At 69.0% G+C, this 22464-nt stretch carries 13 protein-coding genes and 2 pseudogenes; 5 read left to right on the forward strand and 10 right to left on the reverse strand.

Annotated features, from left to right (window positions below):
* Positions 1 to 477: 477 nt before the first annotated feature.
* The 4 genes from OHA84_RS35335 to OHA84_RS35350 form a co-directional block, all read right to left on the reverse strand.
* The gene (locus OHA84_RS35335) at positions 478 to 4119 is read right to left on the reverse strand and encodes a glycoside hydrolase family 2 TIM barrel-domain containing protein (RefSeq protein WP_266967532.1); all 3642 of its coding nucleotides are present in this window, start codon (positions 4117 to 4119) and stop codon (positions 478 to 480) included.
* Between the two features lie 617 nt (positions 4120 to 4736).
* Positions 4737 to 5492, reverse strand: a complete 756-nt coding sequence (locus OHA84_RS35340) for an SDR family NAD(P)-dependent oxidoreductase (protein ID WP_266967530.1) — start codon at positions 5490 to 5492, stop codon at positions 4737 to 4739.
* A complete protein-coding gene (locus OHA84_RS35345) occupies positions 5489 to 6424 on the reverse strand; it encodes a dihydrodipicolinate synthase family protein (protein ID WP_266967528.1) in 936 nt (311 codons plus the stop codon). Before OHA84_RS35345 ends, OHA84_RS35340 begins: the two co-directional genes overlap by 4 nt.
* A 73-nt stretch (positions 6425 to 6497) precedes the next feature.
* A complete protein-coding gene (locus OHA84_RS35350) occupies positions 6498 to 8213 on the reverse strand; it encodes an IlvD/Edd family dehydratase (RefSeq protein WP_266967526.1) in 1716 nt (571 codons plus the stop codon).
* Positions 8214 to 8696: 483 nt separating this feature from the next.
* On the opposite strand from OHA84_RS35350, the gene OHA84_RS35355 reads away from it, so the two are divergent.
* The 3 genes from OHA84_RS35355 to OHA84_RS35365 all read left to right on the forward strand — a co-directional run bounded on the left by OHA84_RS35355 (position 8697) and on the right by OHA84_RS35365 (position 11183).
* Positions 8697 to 9392, forward strand: coding sequence for a FadR/GntR family transcriptional regulator (locus tag OHA84_RS35355; protein WP_266967524.1), 696 nt, complete (start codon positions 8697 to 8699; stop codon positions 9390 to 9392).
* Between the two features lie 427 nt (positions 9393 to 9819).
* The gene (locus OHA84_RS35360) at positions 9820 to 10188 is read left to right on the forward strand and encodes a hypothetical protein (RefSeq protein WP_266967522.1); all 369 of its coding nucleotides are present in this window, start codon (positions 9820 to 9822) and stop codon (positions 10186 to 10188) included.
* Positions 10185 to 11183 (forward strand): sugar kinase, encoded by a 999-nt coding sequence (locus OHA84_RS35365; protein WP_266967521.1) that lies wholly within the window; start codon positions 10185 to 10187, stop codon positions 11181 to 11183. Before OHA84_RS35360 ends, OHA84_RS35365 begins: the two co-directional genes overlap by 4 nt.
* Before the next feature lie 1330 nt (positions 11184 to 12513).
* Here OHA84_RS35365 and OHA84_RS35370 read toward each other — a convergent pair.
* Positions 12514 to 13455, reverse strand: a complete 942-nt coding sequence (locus tag OHA84_RS35370; protein WP_266967519.1) for an FHA domain-containing protein — start codon at positions 13453 to 13455, stop codon at positions 12514 to 12516.
* 636 nt (positions 13456 to 14091) lie between these two features.
* On the reverse strand, positions 14092 to 15237 hold the full coding sequence (locus OHA84_RS35375) for a polysaccharide lyase (protein WP_266967517.1): 1146 nt from the start codon (positions 15235 to 15237) through the stop codon (positions 14092 to 14094).
* 791 nt (positions 15238 to 16028) lie between these two features.
* On the opposite strand from OHA84_RS35375, the gene OHA84_RS35380 reads away from it, so the two are divergent.
* On the forward strand, positions 16029 to 16727 hold the full coding sequence (locus OHA84_RS35380; RefSeq protein WP_266967515.1) for an HAD family hydrolase: 699 nt from the start codon (positions 16029 to 16031) through the stop codon (positions 16725 to 16727).
* A 260-nt stretch (positions 16728 to 16987) separates the two neighbouring features.
* Here the strand turns inward: OHA84_RS35380 and OHA84_RS35385 are convergent, their stop codons facing one another.
* Entirely contained in the window at positions 16988 to 17497 is a 510-nt protein-coding gene (locus OHA84_RS35385) for an NUDIX hydrolase (RefSeq protein ID WP_266967513.1), read from the reverse strand.
* Positions 17498 to 19921: 2424 nt separating this feature from the next.
* Between OHA84_RS35385 and OHA84_RS35390 the strand changes: the two genes are divergently transcribed.
* Complete coding sequence (locus OHA84_RS35390) at positions 19922 to 20245, forward strand: peptidoglycan-binding protein (protein ID WP_371591548.1); 324 nt, start codon at positions 19922 to 19924, stop codon at positions 20243 to 20245.
* Positions 20246 to 20412: 167 nt separating this feature from the next.
* Here the strand turns inward: OHA84_RS35390 and OHA84_RS35395 are convergent.
* From OHA84_RS35395 to OHA84_RS35405, 3 genes and pseudogenes are all read right to left on the reverse strand, one after another.
* Positions 20413 to 20585 (reverse strand): annotated as a pseudogene (locus tag OHA84_RS35395) (IS5/IS1182 family transposase); the annotation flags it as partial.
* Between the two features lie 48 nt (positions 20586 to 20633).
* Entirely contained in the window at positions 20634 to 21002 is a 369-nt protein-coding gene (locus tag OHA84_RS35400; RefSeq protein WP_371591550.1) for a hypothetical protein, read from the reverse strand.
* Positions 21003 to 21048: 46 nt separating this feature from the next.
* Positions 21049 to 22250: pseudogene (locus OHA84_RS35405) on the reverse strand (cation:proton antiporter).
* Between the last annotated feature and the right edge of the window lie 214 nt (positions 22251 to 22464).

Raw genomic sequence — 22464 nt, forward strand, 5'->3', positions numbered from 1 at the left:
TATGTTCGAAGATACACCGTCCATCCGGCTTCAGACGAGCCGTCAGGCGTCTTGAATTAGCCGTCGGGACTGTTGTCTGTCCCACTGTCCCTTGGTGTTCGTGCGGAACGTAACAGGCTGATCTCAGCCGGCCCGGTGGGGTTGACGATCCCTCTCCATCGGCAGTCACATGGAGCGTACTCGTTGGTATCTGTTGAATGCTGACTGGTTTGCCGGTCGGTTGCGAGTGGTCTGCGGTCACCGGACGACCTATGGGCCCCCCGGGGCGGTAGAGCTGAAGCAGGGTGTCTCCGTGGCCACGAGGCTGGTTCATGCTCCGCCGTCGCAGGCGTCGGCGTATGGCCGTAATCCTGATCGCATAGGGCATGTTTTGGTCGACCCCTCAGCCGAGGTTCAGCCGCAGCCGACCTCACGGGCCCCTGCCCCGGAAGCGGGTGGGCGTCGTGTCCTTCGCCGGCGCCGGATCCACACCGCGGGTCAGGGGAGCAGGCGCAGCCGTGTGGTTGCGGACCAGTTGGCCTGCAGGGTGATCGCCGGGTCCTCGTGGTTGCCCCAGTCGAGATCCGGATAGTTGATCTTGCCGCTGATGATCAGGTCGACGCCCATGGCGTTTGCGTACGGGTCGGGCTCGACGGCCTGGAATGCGTCGATGACGACGTACCTGTCGGTGGCCGAGGCGTTCTTGCCGCCGGTGACCTTGACGGTGATGATGTGCTCGCCGTCGGGTAGCCCGGTGCGTTCGAACACCGTCTGCTGAAACTGCTTGGTGGGGGCGTACAGGTCCACTTGGGTGGCGGCTCCGCCGTCGACCGAGATTTCGGCGATCCCGTAGTTGACGCTCTTGGGCGAGATGACGCGGATCCCTGTGCCCCGGAACGTGGTGGTGGCGGCGTCGCCGGTCTGGTTGCTGTAGGACTCGGTGCTGTTCAGATCGCCGCTTGCCCAGGGCTGTCCGGCGGCGTGCGTCCATGCCCCGTTGTAAGTGACCCGGTTCGACGTGTTGTCGATGACGGAGTCGACGACCTGGAAGGCGTCGACAAGGGCGGAGGTGCCCGAGGCGCTGCTGTTCTTCGTGCCGGTGCATTCGACCTTGATCGTGTGCTGGCCGTAGGGGAGCGCCGCACTGGTGAAGACGAGCCGGCCCGGCGTCTTCCAGGGGTTGTAGAGGTCTACGGTGCCCGCGAGTGTGCCGTCGATGTAGACCTTGACGATGCCCAGGTTGAGGTTCTTGGCGCTGTGCAGGCCGATTCCGGTACCGGTGAACGTCAGCTGCGCCGTCGCGCCCGCCGTGTTCGTGTACGACTCCGTCTGGAAGAGGGCGTTGGCGGTGCCGCCCGAACTGCTGTTGGCGTGGGTCCACGGCCCCGTGTAGACGATGGCCGCGGACGCGTTGTCGATCACGGTCAGAGCGGGTGCCAGGCGGATCGCGTCCGATCCGTCCGACTCGACCTGGACGCCTCGGCCCGTCCCCTCGGCGGTCACCTTGGCGAGTCGGATGTTGGACCTGGCGCTGCGGAAGTCATTGGTCCAATGTGGGGCGCTGTCCCTGCCGAACAGGAAGTAGCTGTGGGTGTCCTGGCTCCACGGCCAGGTGGGCTGGGTGCGGTAGGCGTCGGTGCCGGCGGTCCGGGTGCGGGTTGCGGTGCCGGCCGGTCGCCCGATGTGGTCGTCGGGGTACACGGTCCATTGGGCGTCGCGCTGCCAGGTGAGGGTGTCGGCCTGGCTGGCGAGGCCGAAGCGCACTCCGACGTCGCTGACTGAGCCGGAGGGTGGGTTGGTGATGGTGTACGTCGTGGTGAGCAGACCGCGGCCGTCGATGGAGATCGTGAACGTGGTGTTCACGGTGCCGAAGCGGCCGGTGAGGGTGACGACCGCCCGGCCGTCGGTGGTGGTGACCGTCGCCGATGAGCCGGTCCACACACCGGGGAGCCCACGTGAGAGGACCAGGTCGGGTCCTGCGGTGAGGACACGCTTGCCGCCCGCTCTGGCCTCGACCAGACGCGCGGCGGTCTTGTCGAAGATGACGGTGAACGGTGCGTCGACGCCGGTGACCACGATCTGCGTCGCGGTCTCCTGGATGGTGGGGGTGGTGCCTCCGGGCGCGGTGAACTGCGGTGTTCTGCGAGTGTTGAGCCACAGGCGGTACTCGTCGACGATCGCGGCCCCGCGCCGGAACGTCAGGTGGAGGGTGTCCCCGGACGACCAGGGGCAGGCCGGGATCGTGAGGGTGCCGCTCTGCCGGGCTGGGACGGCGACCCCGGTGAGGGTGCCGGAGCTGGTGCCGATGTCCCAGGCGATGGCGAGCTCTTGGAGATCGGTGTTGTCGTACCAATTCTTGACCGGTACGGAGACGGCCTCTCCCGGGGTCAGCCCGGCGAGCACTCCGTCGGCGATCCGCACAGGCGAGTACGCCTTCTTCGTCAGCCAGAACTCCGGCTTGGGCCGCCTCCACAGGTCGATGATCCCCCACTCGCCGTAGCCGACGGGACCCTGGGGCAGGTTGAACACCTCGTCGACGGCCGCCCAGATCGCACCGCCGACGACACCGTTCGCGGTGCGGAACTTCTCGGTGAACTTGTTGATGCTGTGGCCCCAGAAGTTGCGTATGCCCGGGTCGGCCTTCAGGGTGGCGGTGTTGTAGCACGGCACATGGCCGAACTCGCCGTACTGGACAGGCTGGTTCGCATTGCCGGTCGCGTTGGCGAGCGTGGGGTAATGGCCGCTGTAGATGTCGGCCTGGTTGCCACCGTTGACCACCCGAGCTTCCTCGAACGCTGTCGGGCGGGAGGGGTCGTTCTCGTGCGCGTAGGCGTTCTCCAGCGCGAAGTTGAGGGGATTCCCGTGGCTGCTCTCGTTTCCGAGGGACCACTGGACCACACAGGCATGGCTGCGGTCGCGCTCGATCATCTCGGCGAACTGCGTCAGGTACTGCTCGCTGTAGGCGGGGTCGTCGACCGAATGGAACTGGAAGCAGACCGGTGCCTCCACCTCCACAAAGAGGCCGAGGCGGTCGGCCCATTCGAGGAGGGCCGGAGTCGGTGGGTAGTGCGAGGTGCGGATGTAGTTGCAGTTCGCCTCCTTGTAGAGCCGCACGGCCTGCTCTTCCAGGGCGGCGTTGGCCGAACGGCCCTCCAGTGGGGACATGCTGTGGTGACAGACGCCGAGCAGGTGTACGGGCTTGCCGTTGACCAACTGTTGGTTGCCTTGCACCTTGACCTGGCGGAAGCCCACCGTTCGGGTCACCGTCTGGGTGACGCCGTCGACCATGAACGTCGCCTTCAGGGTGTACAGGTCGGGGTGCTCGGCGTCCCACTTGCGTGGGGCGTTCACCGGGATGGCCACCTCATGCTGGGACGCTGCCCCGGTCAGGGTGATCTGGGCGGGGGTGAGGGGGACCGGTTGGCCGGCTGGGTCGGCGAGGGTCAGAGCGACGGTGCCGGTCTTGCCGGCCGCCAGCGCGGCGGCGGCGGTGACGGTGAGGATGGCGTTCGTGTAGGAGGCGTCGAACGTCGTTTCGGTGTGCAGCCGGGTGAGGTGAGATGTCGGCAGCGCCACGAGCGTCACGTCACGCAGGATCCCGCCGATGTTGTGCTTGGCGTACTTCGACTGGCCCGCGATGGTGGTTGCCCGGTCGGTGACGCCGATCGTCACGGTCGCCTGCCGTCCCGCTGTGACGAGCGAGGTGATGTCTGCGTACCAGGTGGTGAAGCCGCCCTCGTGAGTGGTCACCAGGGTTCCGTTGACCCACAGGCGGGCGTAGCTGTACACGCCGTCGAAGCGCAGCATGATCGTTCGTCCGGCGTAGTCGGCCGGGACGGGGACATTCACGGAGTACGCGCACTCGCGGTTGGAGGGCACGCTCTGGCCCTGCATGGCCGGCTCGCCCGGGACGGTGACCTCCGCCCAGGACGAGGTGTCGATGGCGGTGGTCCAGAAGGAGGCGGGCGGTGTGGTGGTGTAGCGCCAGCCGGAGGTGACGGGGATGCGCGGGTTGCTCACGCCCGTGACGGTGTCGGGCAGTGGGGGGATGACGGGGGGTGCGATGGCTGCGGCAGCCGGTGCGGCGGTGAAGAGGTCGCCGACGCCGGCGACGGCGGCGAGCACCCCAGTGGCGGCCATGCTCCTCAGGATGCCGCGGCGGGAGATGCCCGTCGGGGCGGGTTCAGCGGCGTGGGCGGGGGTGTGGGGGGCAGGAGACGACACTGTCTTCCCTTCATGGCAACTAGGCTGCTAAGAAGATTTATCGGGCATCTGAGGTGGTTGGCAATACCTGGGGCGCAGATAATTCGTCATTGGCGGGGAATCTTCGTCGGAACCTCCCAGATACAGGAGTTGTCGCCTCGGGTGGTCTTCGGGCAGGGGACGCGTCCGCGTCGGTCCGCGCTCGGCGCCGCGGCCAGGAAGGCAGCGCCAGGCCGTACGCGGCGTGGCGGGTCCTGAAGAGCCCGCACCGATCGGATCGATCGGGCGCGGGACGGAGGGACGGTCGCCGTATTGGCGGAACGTTTGCCGGTATCGCCGGGGGAGGGGAGGGTTGTTCGGTGAATTGCTCCGGTCGGCCTGGGTGCCGTCCCATACCGCCGTCGAACGGTTGGCCGAGGGGAGGCCGTGTCACGGCGGCCCTCCGTAACCGGTGGGGCGTGTGGACCCCTCCGCCCAACGGAGCCGGTCGTGCCGGTGTGGTCGATGGTGCGGAGGGGCGGGGCGGTGTCCTGTCGGTCGGGGTGTGGCGGGGGTTATGCGAAGCGGGCGGAGACGCCGCCGTCGACGGCCCAGTGGGCGCCGGTGACGAAGGCGGCGGCGTCGGAGAGGAGGAAGACGACGACGGTGGCGATGTCGCGGGGTGTGCCGAGGCGTCCGAGGATGTGTTTGTCGGTGGCGATCTGGCGGACCTCTGGTGGTTCCCGGTCGAAGTATTCGGTGAGCAGGTCGGTTTCGATGTAGCCGGGACTGACGGCGTTCACCCTGACGTTGCGCGGGCCGACTTCGAGGGCGAGGGAGCGGGTAAGGCCGACGAGGCCGGATTTGGCGGCGGCGTAGGGGAACATGCCGGGGCAGGTGAGGGTGGCGTGCATGGAGGCGATGTTGACGATGGAGCCGTGGCTCGCGGTCAGCATGTCGGGCAGGACCTGGCGGGCCATCAGCCAGGCGCTCTTGAGGTCGACGCCGAACACCTCGTCCCACTGCTCGGTCGTCATCGCGACGGGGTCGGCGTAGGCGTTGCGCCCGGCGTTGTTGACCAGCCCGCTGGCCGGGCCGATTTCCTCGCGCAGTGCCGCCACCGCGTCGGCGACCTGGTCCTCGCGGGTGATGTCGCAGACGGCCCATGCGGCTGCCGGGCCGATGCGCAGCGCCGTGCGGCGCAGGCGGTCGGCGTCGATGTCGAGCAGTCCGACGCGGGCGCCCGCGTGGACCGCCGCGTCCGCGACGGCCGCGCCGATTCCGCGCGCGGCGCCGGTGACGAGGACGGCGCGGTCGGTGAGGTCAATCATGATCGGCTCCAGTTTCGGACGGGCCGCAGGAGATCGTCGAACTCCGCGAGGAACCGGTCGACTCCCGCCCTCTCCTGCGGGTCCAGGCTGCGGGCGGGGTGGCGGCAGTGTGGATCGTCGATGAGGCCGCGGCGGACGGAGATGAGTTTCTCCACCGTGATGATCAGTTCGACCTCCTGCATCCAGTAGGCCAGGTAGGGAACGAGCTTGGCGTGGAGGGCGAGCGCGCCGGCCTGGTCGCCTTCGTGCCAGAGCCGCCAGATGCGCTGGTAGATCTCGGTGAAGGAGCAGCCGGGCTGAACTCCGGCGATGCCGCGCCGCAGTGCGTCGGCCAGTTGCAGTCCGGCGTAGCCGACGAAGGAGCGCAAGGCGGGTGTTCCGGTGGCGAGGTCTTCGGCCAGTCGGCCGGGCAGCGCCGTCTCGATCTTCACGGCGGCCAGGTTGGGGTGCTCGGCCGCGAGATGGCGCAGAGACTGTGCGGTGAAGGCCGATCCGGTCTGGGTGGGTGCGTACTGGAGGATCACCGGCGTGGGGGCGACGGCGCGTAGGACGGCGGTGACGTGCCGGTGCACCTCGGCGGGCGGCGGGCCGAGGAAGTGGGGCGGGAGCAGGTTGATCGCGTCGGCGCCGGCGGTGACGGCGGCGGTGGCGCGTTCGACGGCGACGCGGGTGGCGTGGTCGGGGATCGAGATGACGGCGGCGACGTCGGGCCGGGTGGTGGTGATGTCGAGCAGGCGGCGGGTGAGCAGGGTGCGTTCGTCGTCGGTGAGCTTGTGGAACTCGCCGGCGAAGCCGGGGAACATGACGGCGGTGACGCCGGTGCCGAGGACGTGGCGCACGGTGCGGTCGAAGCCGCCGGGGTCCAGGCCGCCGTCCGCGGTGAACGGCACTTCGAGTACAGGCATGACGCCGTGGAGCAGGTGGGCTGTCATCGGAGGGAAGCCTTTGCGGGGTCGGGTGTCTCGATCGGCGTGGCACCGTGGAGCGGGTTGGTGCCGGCGCCCATCAGAAGGGTGCCTTCGCGGGCTGGTCGCCGGATCCGCCGACCAGGAAGTCGAGGTCGGCGCCTTGGTCGGCCTGGAGGACGTGGTCGGTGTAGAGGCGGGTCCAGCCGCGCTCGCACGCCCGGGCGGGTGGAGTCCACCCGGTCCGGCGGACGGCGAGTTCGTCGTCGTCGACGTCGAGGTGGAGGGTGCGGGCCGCCACGTCGAGTTCGATGGAGTCACCGGTGCGGACCAGGGCGAGCGGTCCGCCGGCCGCGGCCTCCGGCGCGACGTGCAGGACGACGGTGCCGTACGCGGTGCCGCTCATCCGGGCATCGGAGATCCGGACCATGTCGCTGACTCCTCGGGCGAGCAGCTTCGCCGGCAGCGGGAGGTTGCCGAGTTCGGGCATCCCCGGGTAGCCGCGGGGGCCGAGGTTGCGGACGACGAGGACGGTGTCGGCGTCGACCGGCAGGTGGGGGTCGTCGGCGGCGCGCAGGTAGTCCTCGATGCTGTCGAAGACCAGGGCGGGGCCTCGGTGGTGCAGGAGATGGGGTGAGGCGGCGGACTGTTTGACGACCGCGCCGCCGGGGGCGAGGTTGCCGCGCAGGACGGCGGTGCCGCTGTCGGGCGGTTGCACCGGTTTGTCGAGGGTGTGGATGACTTCGCGGTTCCAGACCTGGTGGCCTTGTAGGTTGTCGCCGAGGGTGCGGCCGGTGACGGTGAGCGCGGTGTGGTCGAGGAGGTCGCCGAGTTCGGTCATCAGGGCGGGCAGGCCGCCGGCGTAGGCGAAGTCCTCCATGAGGAAGCGGCCACTGGGCATCAGGTCGGCGAGCAGGGGGACGGCGCGGCCGATGGTGTCGAAGTCGTCGAGGCCGATCGGCACGCCGGCGCGGCCGGCGATCGCGAGCAGGTGCAGCACGGCGTTGGTCGAGCCGCCGATGGCGGCGTTGACGACGACGGCGTTGGCGAACGCCTCACGGGTGAGGATGTGGGAAGGGCGCAGGCCCTCGCGGGCGAGTTCGACGGCGCGGGCGCCGGACTGCTCGGCGAGCTGGGCGCGGCGGGCGTCGACCGCGGGCAGGGCGGCCGCACCGGGCAGGGAGAGGCCGAGGGCCTCGGTGACACAGCCCATGGTGGAGGCGGTGCCCATGGTCATGCAGTGGCCTGCGGAGCGGGCCAGGCAGCCCTCGAACTCCTCGAAGTCGGCGTCGGTGATGCGTCCGGCGCGCCGATCCTCGCTCATGCGCCAGATGTCGGTGCCTGAACCCACCGTTGTGCCGCGGAAGCGCCCGGTGAGCATCGGGCCGCCGGACAGGGCGATGGCGGGCAGGTCGACGCTGATCGCTCCCATGAGCTGGGCCGGCAGGGTCTTGTCGCAGCCCCCGAGCAGGACGACGGCGTCCAGCGGGTTGGCGCGGATGGTCTCCTCGGCATCCATGCTCATCAGGTTGCGGAAGAGCATGGAGGTGGGCCGCATGAGAGGTTCGCCGATGGACATGGTCGGGAACTCCAGGGCGAGTCCGCCGGCGGCGGTGATGCCGCGGCGCACGGATTCGGCCAGGACCCGCAGGTGGGCGTTGCAGGGGGTCAGCTCCGACCAGCTGTTGCAGATCCCCACTACCGGCTTCTCCCGCAACTGGTCCCGGGTGAGGCCGAGTTGGCGCATGTGATGTCGGGCGACGAAGCCGGCCTTACCGGGGTCGTCCCACCAGGTCGCACTCCGCAGGAGACTCAAACCCCACCACCCGTGAGGGCCGCGCGGGCAGGTTCGGCGGCGGGCTGCCGGAGCATGGTCGCCACCCCTCCTTCTCGATGTCGGGTCCACTTCCCGCGGGGCGGAACGAACGCCCGGGGCAGGACGGCGGGGATGGTCGGGACGATCTCGGGCCCGCCATTGGTGGATCAGGGCACGATGGTGTTACTTGGCAGCTATGCTGTCAAGCAATGATGTGGCGTCTGACAGGCACTCAAGGAGAGGAGGGGGGCACATGAATGTGCACCTCAGAGCGGCCCGCGCGCCGAGGGCCTCGCGCTGCGGGGACCGGAGCGGTTCGTCCGGTTCTCTCGCGGCCCCACCCGGTAGCGGTCATGGCAGTATGACGCCGGTGAACACCTGCCGTCTGCCCTTGTGTCACCTGTTTCGAGTACCGGCATCCGCCGGGCCCTTCGCCCCGCGGGCCGGCCGCGCGGGGCGTGCCGCCGAAGCGGGGTGGGCGGCATGACGATCGAGCGACTGACGCTGAGCGACACCGTGGCGCGGGAGATCATCGAGGAGATCAGGCAGCGCCGGCTCCGCGAGGGGGACGAGATTCCCGCCGAGGGCGAGCTCGCCGAACGGCACGGTGTCAACCGTCTCGCGGTGCGCGAGGCGATCCGCACTCTGACCGCCCGAGGTGTCCTCGTCTCCAGCCAGGGCAAGCGGGCGCGGGTGGCGACTCCGTCGCCCGCCGTCCTGACGCAGATCCTCGAATTCCGGCTCAATCAGCAGTCGATGGACCTGCGGGACCTGCTCGATACCCGCCGGGTGATCGAGTGTGAACTCGCCCGGCGGGCCGCGGCCCGGATCGCCGCCGGGCACGGCTCCACCGCGGAGGCCGAACGCGCGCTGGAGACCATGGTCGGCGCTGTGGGCGACCCCGAGGCGTTCATAGCGGCCGACCTCGCCTTCCACCATGCCGTCTCCGAACTCGCCGCGTCCGAGGTCTTCTCATTCCTCCTTGCCGCCATGAACGGGGCCCTGCTCGACGCGCGCCGCGCGAGCTACCGAGGCCGTGAACAACGGGGCGAGTGCCAGGGCGCCACGATCGAGGCACACCGGCACATCCTGGACGCCATCGCCGCAGGCGACCCTGAACGCGCGGCCCGGGCCATGGCCGACCACATCGAGGAAACCGGTCACGACCTCGGATTCTGACCCGGCGCTGTCCGGCTCGGGCGCCCTCGGCGCGACGAGGGCGGGCAGCGTCCCGGCCCTCGCGTCACGGCTCCGGCGCGGTGGACCCGGTACGGCACGGTGCGGGGTCGGCGCGGTCGCCGCAGGCCGCACCGGGTCCGAGGTCTCGAGCCTCTGGTCCGGGCGGTCACGGTGGGCTTCCCTGCAGACCGGCTCGTGCGGAGAGGTTCCGAGTGACCCATCTGCCCTACGGCGTGAAGGGCGCCCCAGGCCCTGGGAAAGGTCGGCATCGGCCCGGGAGCTTTCGGCAGAGAGGCGCAATCCCTTGGCAGCTAAGCTGCCAGGTGGCTATAACTGCAGGGCTCAGCAGAGCACACGGCCATGACACGCGGGACCGTCTCCCACGGGCGCCGACTCCCCGAGGCCGTTCCACCAACGGGAGACCCCCATGATCCTGACCGACCTGCCGTACCGCTCCCTCGCCATCGTGCGCGGGAGCGACCGTGACGCCGCCCTACAAACCGTGCTCACCCTGGCCGGGGAAGGGATCACCGCGAGCGAGGTGACCCTCACCACCGACGACGCTCTCTGGGTGATCGAACAGGCTCGCCGCGAGCTGGGACACGAGGCGCTGATCGGCGCAGGGCCCGTCCTGAGCGTCGACGACGCAGCCCGGGCCGCCGATGCCGCCCTCGCCGCCGGGGCCGTCGCCGTCGGAGCCGGCTCCCCGCTCATCGGCGACGGCGGCGACCAGGCAGCGCTGCGCGCCCGCGCCGCGCAGTGGCGCACCGCCCTCACCCGGGCGGTGACCGCGTGACCACCCCCGACGCCGGCCCAGCACCTGTCCCGGCCGCCAACCCGGTCCCCGAGGTGGTGACCGTGGGGGAGGCGATGGCCGCGCTGCGGGCCACCAGACCAATCAGGCTCGCTCCGCCCATGGAACTGTCCGTCGCCGGGGCCGAGTCCAACGTCGCCATCTGCCTGGCCCGCCTCGGTCACCGCACTGCATGGGTCGGCCGGGTCGGCGCCGACCCGTTCGGCGCCTTGATCCTGCGCACCCTGCGCGCCGAAGGCGTCGACACCTCTCACGCCCGCACCGACACCCAGGGCCGGCCCACCGGCCTGCTCGTACGCGAGGACGGCATCGGCGACCTCGCCACGGTCCACTACTACCGCGACCGCTCCGCCGGATCCGCCCTCCACCCCGACGACGTCCTACCCGCCCTCCACCCCGGCACCCGCATCCTCCATCTCACCGGCATTGCCCCCGCCCTCGGCCCCACCGCAGCCCAGGCCGTCCTCGCCGCAGCCACCCGAGCCCGGGAACTCGGCACCACCGTCTGCCTCGACGTCAACCACCATGCCCGCCTGTGGGCCCACCACCAGGCCCGACAGGTCCTGCTGCCCCTGGCCCGCCACGCCGACATCCTCATCGCCTCCGCCGACGAACTCCACCTCGTCGCCGACGACCCAGCCGACGACGAGGACCATGCCGTCACAGCACTCCTCGCTCAGGGCACGCGCGAAGTGGTCCTCACCCGCGGCGGCAACGGCGCCAGCATCACCACCGCCGACGGGACACACCACGCTCCAGCCCGCCGCGTGCCCGTCGTGGACGTCATCGGCGCCGGCGACGCCTTCGTCGCCGCCTACCTCTCCGGGGTCCTCGACAATCTCACCACCGAGCAACGCCTCCACCGTGCCACCGCCACCGCCGCGTTCGCCGTCGCCACCCGCGGCGACTGGGAAGGCCTGCCCACCCGTACCGACCTCGCCCTCCTCGACACCCCCGCCGGCACCACCCTGCGCTGACCCCGAGGCTCCCCATACACCCAACAACCATCCCACCGGCCCCCGCCCCTCACCGTCCGGGCCCGCGGTACCCACGAACTCGCCGAAGGCGCCCGCTGGGTCGACGACCGCCTCGTCTTCACCGACACCCTCACCGGCCGTCTCGTCGAAGCCCGCGCCTCCGCCCCCGCCCGCGCGAACCACTACGCCTCGACGTCCCCTTGGCGCCGCCGTCCCCGTCGCCGGCCGCCCCGGACACCGGATCGCCGCCGCAGGCACCCGGCATCACCCTCCTCACGCCCGACGGCACCACGTACTGGCTCGCCCGCTCCGCGGGCATGCCCGTTGTCGCCACCCGCATGAACGACGGCGGCCTGCGGCCCCCACGGCAGGTTCTGGACATGGTGTCCGGCAACGCCAGTCACCTGGACGATGAGCAGGGAGTCGCATCACCACCCGTCGCCGGACCCGGGGATCGAGGCCGGCGTCGACGCAAGATGCAGGCGACCCAGGAACGTACGGGCTGTCGTCTTGTAGGCGGCGGGGGAGCAAGGGAGGAACGTGCCGGGTGGCGAACCTGGTCGAGGGACATGCGCTCGGTCTCAGGCGCCGACCACGCCGCCCGCTGGGCGGTTGCCGAGATGGGCACCAACGGGGCTGGGTTCCGCTCGGTGAGCGCACCATGGTCAAGTGTGCTTGACGCCCAATGTCACACTTGCTCTCAATCGAGCGCGGACGTTTCGATCCGAGCCTCCCGCTCGCCTTCCGTATCGCACACGTCTTCAACCGGACGATAGAAGACATCTTCCGCCCGGACGACGAGGCCTGACGGGCGGTTGTGGCCGTGGCCGCCTGGCCGCACGGGCCGGGCGACTGCGAGTGTCACGCGCTGGGTCATCACGTACTTCGCACCAGGCGACGGATCGCCGCCATCGGATGGGAGTTGCTCGACTTGCCTGTTGGAACGCGCGATAGAAGTTGTCCATCACTGCGGCGACCGGTGCGTAGCGGACAAGGAGTTCTGCGCCCGACGCTGGAACACCCTCCGACCTGCCTGACGAGGACCGCGGTTCCCCCGACCTCCAGTAGGACCGTCCTGCCGCCGATGCCCGACCCCAGCGGTGTACCAGCGTCCACGAACCCGCGCAGACCGCGGTCACTGCGCAGCGCCGGCGATGGCGAGCTCCGCGGTCTCCTCGCGGCCGCGAACCGCGCCCGCCTGGAGCATGTTCATCTCGCGAAAAGCCCGACGCTCAGCGTCAAGGCCCCCGTCCCCCGCCCTCCGAACAACGCGTACCACCGGCATACCGCAACGATCACCAACCGTCATCACTCGACGGCACCGAGATCCTCAGCAACCATGGTGGACGGTGATCGTGGTCCAGGCGCCGACGTGGACCTGGTCGCCGTCGCCGAGGGGGATCGGGACGTACGGCTGGATCGGTTCCTCACCGCCGTTGATGGTGGTGCCGTTGGTGGAGTTCTGGTCCATCACGGACCAGGTTCCGTCGGGCTGCTGGACGAGCATCGCGTGCTGGTGGGAGACGCCCGGGTCCTCGGGGGGCACCGAGAGGTCGATGTCCGGGGACTCGCCCGAGGAGGCGCGCCGCCGGCCGATGGTGATCTGACCGCCGGAGAGCGCGAGGTGCTGCTCGGGGGAGTACGCGGGCAGATTCAGTCCGACCGCCTCGGGGCTTCTCTGTATCATCGCCATGAAGTACGAGCGGTCGGGGCCGACCGTCGCGCTCCAGGGGCCACCGATCTGCGACGGGGCCTGACCCTGGGATGCGTAGTCCTGCTGTTGACGATGCGATGAGGGCTGCTGGTACTCCTGTTGGAGGTGTTGCACGTACGGCTGCTGATCGGCCCCGGGCGGTGAGAGCAGTTGGCCGTCCTCGTGCCCGAGCGGCTCGGCCGGCAGTTCCACCCAAGCCGGCCGCGGGCCGTGGTGGTCGAAGGGGGCCTGTGGGAGGGCCGACGGGGACCGCTGTGGCGGGATGCCCATGCGCGGGTTGCCCGCCGCCAAGCCCGGATGTGGCGCGTCCGCGGTGTGCAAGGCCACCGACCACATTGGAAAGGTGTACCTACATACCTCGCAGAACGGGGCCACACCCTCGCGCTGGGTGCAGCACTGCGGGCACATCTCCACCGGCGCGGTCGGCTCACCGGCCATGGGACGGCCGTAGCCGAAGGCAGCCGCTGCGGGGGTGCTCGTGGCGGCCCTCATGGGGTTGCCGCAGACCTCGCACCAGTGCTCGTAGGCGGACTGGTGCCCGTTCGGGCAGGTTTGCATGACGACCGTTCCCCCTTCTCATTGGGTCATCGCACCGGGCTTCATCTCTCACGGCTCCCTCACTCGGCCGGCCGGCCGAGCGCTCCTCACGGATCATCTCGCCGACACGGCAGATTGCTTGAGAGAGTCCTGGCAGCTTCCACAGCAGGATTCCGCTCAGCAACAGCACCCCGAGGCGGCCGTTGACGTCGCGCAGGTCGCGTTCGGCCCGCGCGCAGCCGGCGCACGCTTGGAGGTGGCGGCCGAGGTCCCGGGTGCGGCGCTTGCCGGCCGCCGGAGCATGGCGGCGATCTGCCCCGCCGTAGCGCCGGCATTCGTCCGTCTGTGCGGCCTCCAGGTGGCGCAGGCAGATCAGCAGGTACGGCCGCCAGGCGTACTCGGGCCCGGCGCCCCAGGCGACGGTCCGGTAGGTACCTGCGAAGGCCTCCGCCGCGAAGTGCTGGGCGGTGGGCAGGGTCCCTGTCCGCCGCGCGCAGGGCCGTCCCCGATCATCACGGGGCATTACCGGGCGAGAAAGCCGGGAGCACCCGAACGCCCCGCACCTCAGTTGGGTAGGCAGCTCCTGACTGCCCAACGACACCAGCGCGGCGGAGGCCGTGCGCGCGGTAGGAGCCGGCTCGCCCGCACCCGCTTCGGTTACCCCCTCCGGCCACCGGCCAGGAGCCGCGCCACCCTGGCGCGACCGCGGAGTACGAGGACAATGCCGGCGGCGAGCAGTGCGCTGCCGAAGGCGAGGATGATCGGGGTTTGGCTGGAGGCGCCGGTCTCGGCCAAGGGCTTGGCGTTGTTGTCGGTGTCCTGGTCGGAGCCGGTGTCCATGGGGATGTCATCCGCGGCGTCGGGTGTCGAGCCCGGCGCGGCCGGTCCCGTCGCCAGGGTCGGCGCGGATGCCTGCGCCGACGCGGGTGCCTGTGCCGCAGGGGATGCCGATGCGTCGGACGCGTCGGGTGCGGAGGGCGGCGTGGTCTTCGCGGAGGACGTGGCCGGTGGCGCGGCCGCCCCCGGGGAGATGGCGCTGATGGTGACGTCGTCGTAGTAGTTCACCACGGCCGGTGTGCCGCCTGCCTTGTGCCCCTTCCAAGCCTGCCAGTTGGGTCGGTACAGACCGATCTTGTGGTAGGGGGCGGTGTCCTGGTGATAGCTGTTGGGGCCGTGGTGTGATCCCACCTGGGCACCGTCGAGCCGGGCGGTGATGGAGCCGGTGGTGCCCTTGGTTGACCAGGTGATGTCGAAGGACCACTGGTTCCAGTGGCCGAATTGCACCGGGCCGAGGTCGTACTTGACCTCGTGCGCCGGCTTCCTGCTCTCGTCCACCTTCTCCGAGCCGTCCCGCCAGTGGACGACCATCATCCAGCGGTCGTTCTTGACGGCCAGGACGACAGCCGGGTAGGTGCCCGTCCCGCCGTGCCACTGGGAGACGATGGTCTGTGCGTCGTAGCGAATCCAATCATTGGGAAGGTAGTTGGCGAAGGTGTACCGGTAGCTCCCGTACGGCACACGAGCCGTGGCTATCTCGGTGCGGTAGGACTTTCCGTCGTCCGGCATGGCGAACCGGACGGCCTTGCCACCACGCCCGCCGGGCGCGGACTTGACGTCCACGGTGCCCGTGCCATCGATGCCCTTGCGGGGAAACGCGGAGGTGGCTCCGGACTCGAACCCGTCCTTGAACGGAAGGGGTGTCAGCGCACGGTCGGCGAAGGCGTCGGTTGCCCCGAGGCCCACCACCAACACGGCAGCCAAGGCCGCACTGAACCGCCGTGTGCGGCTGTAACGCTGGAACATGAACCGTCCTTCTTGTGAGGGGAGATGCGGTGGCGATCTGCGGCGCGGCGACCAGTGGTCGCGGAACGCGGGGACAACGACTGCCGTCCACGGCCCTGCCGCCACGACAAGTCGCAACCGATCAGAAATAGACACGTTCACACGTGTTGGCACATGACATCGTCAAGCAGCAGTGGAGTCAAGCCCAGGCGGAGGGGTGAGATCCGGTTGTGATCTTTCAGCGCACCCGGCCCGTAAGGAGGCTGTGTCGCTACGACTTGCCGAGGGCGGTACATCCGTCACGGGCGTGCGACGCCGCACCCAACCGGAGTTCTCGCGCAGTTGCTCACCGCCGCTGGGCCGCAAGCAACCGGACACCCATCGGCGCGATCCGCACACTGCACGAAGCGAGCGGACGACCGCGGGGCCGGGAGCCAGGCGAACACGTTCGGGCCATCGACGAGCTCTTCAGTGATGCAGCAACAACCCCATGTCAAAAGGCAATCGCGCGTATCCCTGTGCCGCAAGCGGGGTGGAAATCTCCACGCACGGCGACTTTCCACGAGTGGCGATCATGAACGGACGCAGCTTGAGGGATCGGCCTGAGTCGCCGACAGTCTCGGGCGCAGATGCGAATCTGGAAGAGGGCGAGGGTGGGCCACAGACCTCACGGCGCGGGCGGCTGCCGTGCGCGATGCCCTCTGCCTGGTCCATCGATTCTCAGGCCGCGACTGCCGAGACGCGGATGTTGCGCGGAAGGCACTCGTCCGCAGAGCACTGGACAGTCCACGGCCGGCCAGTACGATCACTGCATGATCAAAGGGGTGATGTTCGACTTCTCCGGCACTCTGCTGCGCATCGAGTCGACCAAGGAGTGGCTCGACGCGGTGTTGACAGCGGCCGACCTCTCCCTGACCGGCGAGGAGTTCGCCTCTCGGGTGCAGCGGCTGACGGAGTGCGGAGCACTGCCAGGTGGACCGTCGCCACTGCACGTGCCCACGCATCTCGAAGCACTCTGGCGCGAGCGGGACCTGGGTGCCGATCAACACCGCGCCGTGTACACCGCATTGGCTCAGGAGGCCGGGCTGCCGGTGCCGGAGTTGGCGCAGGCGCTCTACGACCGCCATATGACGCCTGCCGCCTGGCGGCCCTACCCGGACACCGAACCGACGTTGCGTGAACTGCGTCGGCGAGGGATCCCGGTGGCCGTGGTGAGCAACATCGGATGGGATCTTCGACCCATCTTCCGCGCACACGGACTGGACGACCTGGTCGATGCCTATCTGCTCTCTTTCGAGCTGTGCGTGCAGAAGCCCGACCCGGCGATCTTCAGGGCCGCCTGCGGTCGGCTCGGCCTGGCACCCGCCGATGTGCTGATGGTCGGCGACAACCGCATCGCGGACGGCGGCGCGCAGGTCCTGGGGTGCCCGGTGCACTTCGTCGACCACCTGCCGGTCGATCAGCGCCCGGCCGGATTGGCACCTGTCTTGGGGTTGCTCGGGCCCTCGTAGCCGACGGACTTGGGAGAACTCGACGGCCAAGTACCTTACCGAGACGAGGGGCCAGTGCAGTCGCTGGTCGAGTTGGCGCCGACCGCCGAGAGTTGCGGGCGGGGTTCAACGCGATGCGCGACGCTGCCGCGAGTCAACCTGCCCGAGGCGCTGCGGGAGGTGTGCGCCTGGGCCGGCGCCGACCAGGCATTCGCCTCGGTCACCGGCGGAGAGGTTCGCCTCAACCCTGCACTGGAACAGTCGTCGGAGGTGCCGGCGCGCTATCCGGAAGGGGGCCTCGGGGCGCTCAGGGCTCGATATCGGTCGAATGCCTCGCGGGCATCCGGGATGAACTGGGAGCGGTGGACGATCGCTTCGAGTCCGGGCTCGGTCAGCCAGTCGAACCAGCCGACTTCCTTGGTGTCGGGCTGAACAGGTGCTGTGACCACGGCTTCATGAAGGCCCAGCCAGTAGGGGCTGATGACGCCGTCGCACAGGAACTTGAGCACGAAGCGGGGATGAGCATGGACCCCGAGCTCCTCCGCCAATTCTCTGGTCGCAGCTTCCTCGTACGACTCGCCCACGTCGACGGCGCCCCCGAACATCCAGTTGAACTGCCCCGGGAAGCGAGACGCATGGTCCGGGCGACGGTGCACGAGGATCCGTCCGTCGCCGTCCCGGCACACGATCGTGGCCACACGATGCAACCAGCGTTCCCGAATCGCCTTCCCGCGGTCGACGACCGCGACGACGTGGTCCTGCTCATCGACCCGCTCAACCAGCTCACCCATGGGATGCATAATCGCACGGACCCGAAAGAGGCCGGCATCGCGTTGACGGGGCATCAAGCCATTCCTCGACCACTGCCCCTGCACCTCCGCTTCATCTCCGGCAGCACCTGACCCGTCCCGATCGGCGCCAAGATCAACGCAGCAGCCGTGCACGTTCCCATGGCAGGTCGGCCGTGTTCTGCGGCTTCCAGTGAGGAACAGGGACGAGCAGGTCGGACAGGCTCTTCACCACCCGCCCCCTGTGAGCCGCGACGGCCCGAAACTCTACGGCGGTCGAGTCCGCTTCGGCCTTCGAGTCGGGGCCCTCATCCATCGTGATCTTGTGGTTGGCGGCTGCCGTTCATGGCGCGCCAGGTTGAGGGTGTGGCGACCAGTCCCGCACCGGTTCCGCTCGCCGGGCCGCGGGTCTCGCAGGACGCGGGCCGCCGGCGCCGAAGTGCCCGAGCCCGGTCACTTCGCCATCGCCAGGTGTACCGACGCATACCAGTTACGGGCGGCTCAACACGGGAACGTCACGAGCGGATCTCACCCTTCCGCCTGCTCTTGACTCTGGGCATCCGAGCAGATGTCATATGCGAACGCGTGTGACTGTGTTTGTTTCTGAATGGTTGTGGTTCGGCGTGTGGAACGGTCCGTCGGGCGGCCGGCACCGACCATTCGTCCTAGACCGTCGGCGACGACACCTCAGGCCACCCCCGCTTCCAAGGACGGTTCATGTTCCAGCGCTACTGCCGTCGACGCTGGGTTGGCGCAGTTGTGGCGACCGTATCGGTGATGGCTCGCGGGGTAACCGCGGCCTTCGACCGTGCGCTTACGCGCTATCTCTTCAGGAACGGGATCGAGTCCGGCATCACCGCCGCGTTCACACGCAAGGGCATCGACGGGCCGGGAACCAAGAACAACATTGCGGCACCCGGTGGTTGTGGCGGTGAGGCCGTCCGTTTCGTCATTCCGAAGCGAGGCAAGGCCCACCACACCGAGATGACCAACCTCGGCTCGGTACAGCGGGGACACCGTAACCAGTGGCCCTTCGACACCACCTGGTCCACTGCCACCACCCCCGGCTTCATCGCCGCCCGGTGCTACGGAGCCTGGGTGAGACCTCACCGCGACCCCACCAGCCACCACCAGGGCACCTTCCCCCAACACGAGCTCCGCCTGCACCGTCCCAACTGGCTTGCACGGCATGGGAACAAGGCAGGCGGCACGCCCGACGTGGTGAATCATTACGATGTCGTCGCCATCACCGCCACTACCCCGTGCGTCTCCGTTCCGCCGGCCGCGCCCGCCCCCGGGCGAGCACGAAGACCAACGCGACGTCCTCGCCGGGCTTGTCCGGCGCATCGGCATCGACATCCGTGTCGGCACGGGCATCCGGACCGACCCCGGCTGCGCTGGGCTCGAAACCCGCCGCCGCGCACGCCATCCCGATGGACACCGAATCCGAGCAGGACGTCGACAGCTACGCCGAGTCCTGGCCGAGACCGGCATCTCCAGGTAAACCCCGATCACCCTCTCCATGGGCAGCGCACCGCGCGCCGTCAGCCTCGTCCTGCGCAACCGGGCCGGTACGGCACGGAACCGGACGGGCGGACACGGGGAGCACGAATGACCAATCAGGGATCAGCCTTGTATCTGTTGAAGCCCGTTGGATTCTCGGAGAGGCGTCCAACGTAGGGCCCGAATGTTCAACAACCTTCGGGCACCTGCTCTTTGGCCTACCACCGCGAGATAGCTGATTGAGCGCCGCCTCCTGTGCCGTCCACACGGCCTGCGTTGCTGTCGGTCTCAGCGGTACAAGCTGTTCCAGATCGCACCACGGAGAGGGGCGCTGGACACGAAGTCGTACCCGTTGCGATGTGGCCACTTCGACAGGATCTCCGAGCTGATCGGCGACCCGGCGACCCGGCGTGCGCGATAGGCGACCGGCAGATGGATGCCTGTGGAAACAGGCTCGACAGATAAGGGATGTCAGTGAGTGGTAGCCGTTGTCCGGATTGCGGCACCGTCGACGCCGACTGCGGGTGTGCCCTGCGTGCAGGTTTTGAACCGACTCGCATACGCCCATACGTGACACTGGTCGACCCCGGCGAGACAGAGGCCTCGGCGTCCCGGTCACCTCTGCGAAGCGCGGTGGCACTGCAGCCGGACGACACGCCAGTGTACGGCTTGCGTCGACCCCCGGAAGTTCCAGCGTGGTCGAAAGCCCAGGCTCCCACCCGGGGCAGTTCCGACACCCTCCAACTCCGTTCCGTTGACGGCACACCAGCCCCGAAGGGGAGCGCGCCGGCCGGGGAACCCCAGAGTGCTTGTGCCGACTGCGTGTCCGGGGGGCGGAGCGGCCGCGCTCCCCGGCAGCTGACACCCCTTCTGCTCGCTCTGGCATCGGGTATCGCGATCGGCGGGACCGCCATGGCGTGTTGGATGACGCTGGGAACCCCGCGCAGTGACATTGCATCCCTGGGTGTGACCCCCCCCGTCCCTGTGGCCGGCACGACCCCTTCCGTTTCATCCGGCACCAGCCGTCCCACCAGCGGGAAGCCGACTCTTCGGCAGGGGGACTCGGGTGCGGAGGTGCGGAAGCTACAGCGGCTGCTGGCCGCGCGGGGGGTGTACAAGGGCGAGATCAACGGGCAATTCGACAAGAGATTGAGGACGGCAGTTTCCCAGTTCCAAAAGGACCAGGGCATCCGAGTTGACAACTGGGGCACCTACGGGCCGAAAACCCGAAAGGTGCTGGAGGAATAGAAGAGGTTGGAGACGGCGTGGCCCTGGCGACCTGTCCAAGAGAGCATCGGTTCGTGGCCGGGGCCCCGCTGGCTGCCGCCTCAAGCGTGCCCGAGAACCTTTCTTTGCGGACGGCGGTTTCGTACACCGCAGGAGCGGGGGCTGTATCGCGGCACCACGCGGCCTGGCGCGATCAGCAGCAGCCTGTCCTTCAGCGGAAGGCTCCACGGCCGGCGCCCTTGCAGACCCCGTCCGCACCCTCGCGCCGCAAAACGATCACCAGCTTGCCGAACCGGCGCGGGCTCAGCCCGGTGAACGGGGCTGTCCAGGAAGGCTCCGACGCCGTTATCACACCAGCCATACCAAGATCGTCCCACTGGCTGACCAACGGCTTCGGCCCACCCATCCATCAGCTGCCGCTCAGCGGCGATCGCCACGTGGGATCGTGGCGCGATCTTCTCGTCAGGTGGGAGTTGAGGAGTCGGAGCCCCGTGGACTCCGAGATCCGAAAGGCGACGTCGAGGAATTCCCCCGGATCGATGATCCGTGAGGGTTCGGCACCACCGAAGGCGGGCGGAGGCGGGGGAATTTCCTCGGCCGTACGGAAAGCGAAACGACGGGTCGTCCCGCACGGCCGACACGCGCCCTCGCAACCGGCCACGAGGTCGTCGCCGTGCTGTTGCAGCCGGTGCCGGCGGTCGAAGTTGCCGGCACCGCACGCACAGGGATGCAGGTCCATGTACAGGTGCGCTTCGAACGATGAGCGTGCCGTCACCATGGAATGAACTTACGTCTGTTCGATGGATGCGGACGGAAGAGTCGTCTCACCGGGTGGGGTTCGAGCGGTCGAGCCGAGCGGTGACGGGTGTGGCCGCGATGCCGTGCAGGAGTACGGAGAGCAGCACGGTGAAGGTCACCACGGCCCACAGCTCGCGCGTGGGTGCGGCGAAATCCGCCTCTCCGCGCGCGTAGGCCAAGTAGAAGAAGGAACCGATGCCCCGGATGCCGAACACCGCGATGGCGACCCGCTCCTTCCCCGAGGCCTTCCCCCGCATCTGGACCGCCCAGCCCACGACCGGGCGGATCAGCAGGAAGAGAACCAGGCCGAGGAGGGCTCCGCGCCAGGTCAATGCTCCCAGACCGCCATCGGCCACGTAGCCGCCGACGAGAAAGAGGATGACGGCGGTGAGCAGCCGCTCCACTTGGTCGGTGAAGGCGTGCATGACGCGGTGGTAGCCATGGGCGCGTTCCGCGTTGCGGATGGTGCAGGCGGCGACGAAGACGGCGAGGAAGCCGTACCCGTGGAGGAGCTCCGTCAGCCCGTAGGCCGTAAAGGTCGCGGCGAGCGCGACGAAGCCCTCGCGATGTTCGGCGAGCCGCAGTGCTTTCCAGGCGGCCTGGAAGAACATTCATCCCAGGAGCCGCCCGACGGCGAGTCCCACCAGCAGCCCGACCACGCTGCGCACCAGGATGTCGCTCCACACCCAGTGCCAGAGTCATTCCGTGGACCAGCCCGTCGCGGAGGCCGTGGTCAACGCGATGGCGGCCAGGACGAAGGGGAAGGCGAGTCCGTCATTGAGTCCGGCCTCGCTGGTCAACGCGAAGCGGACCTCGTCCTCGTCGTCTTCCTCGTCGGTCGGCTCACCCACCCGCACTTCGGCGGCGAGAACGGGGTCGGTGGGAGCGAGAGCGGCCGCCACCAGCAGGATCGTCAGCGGCATGGCCAGGCCCAACAGCCGCCATGTCGTCGCCCAGGCCCGCAGCCCCGGTGGCCTGTTGATGGCCAGACCCGCGCCCATCAACGCGACCACGACACAGACCTCCGTGAGGTGCTCCACCATGACGCGGTGCCGAACGGGGTCGAGGTCGGGGAGCGCATCGAGTGGCAGCAGGAACACCAGGAATCCAGCTGCCAGGAACACCATGGGCAGTGACAGCGGCCGTTTCGCCAAGGCGGTGGGCGCAGCATCGCCGCGCACAGAGCCCCCAGCCCCGCGCAGGCGTACACCACGTCGATCCCCGTCAAACCCAGCAAGCCGATCACCGTTTCTCCATGGAGTGCTCTCCTCCTGGTCTGCCCGACTTCGCAGGTCCCAGCCCGATTCCGCTCCGCTGCCTCGTGCTGAGGGCGGATCGCCGCGAAGTGGAAGGCGGCTGCTTCAATCGGGCCTGTGGCATAGTGGGGTATTCGTGTAGGTATCGTGCGTGATGTCTGTGTCGGCGCTGCCGAGGAGTGCTGT

Source organism: Streptomyces sp. NBC_00513 (assembly GCF_041431415.1).
Classification (GTDB): domain Bacteria; phylum Actinomycetota; class Actinomycetes; order Streptomycetales; family Streptomycetaceae; genus Streptomyces.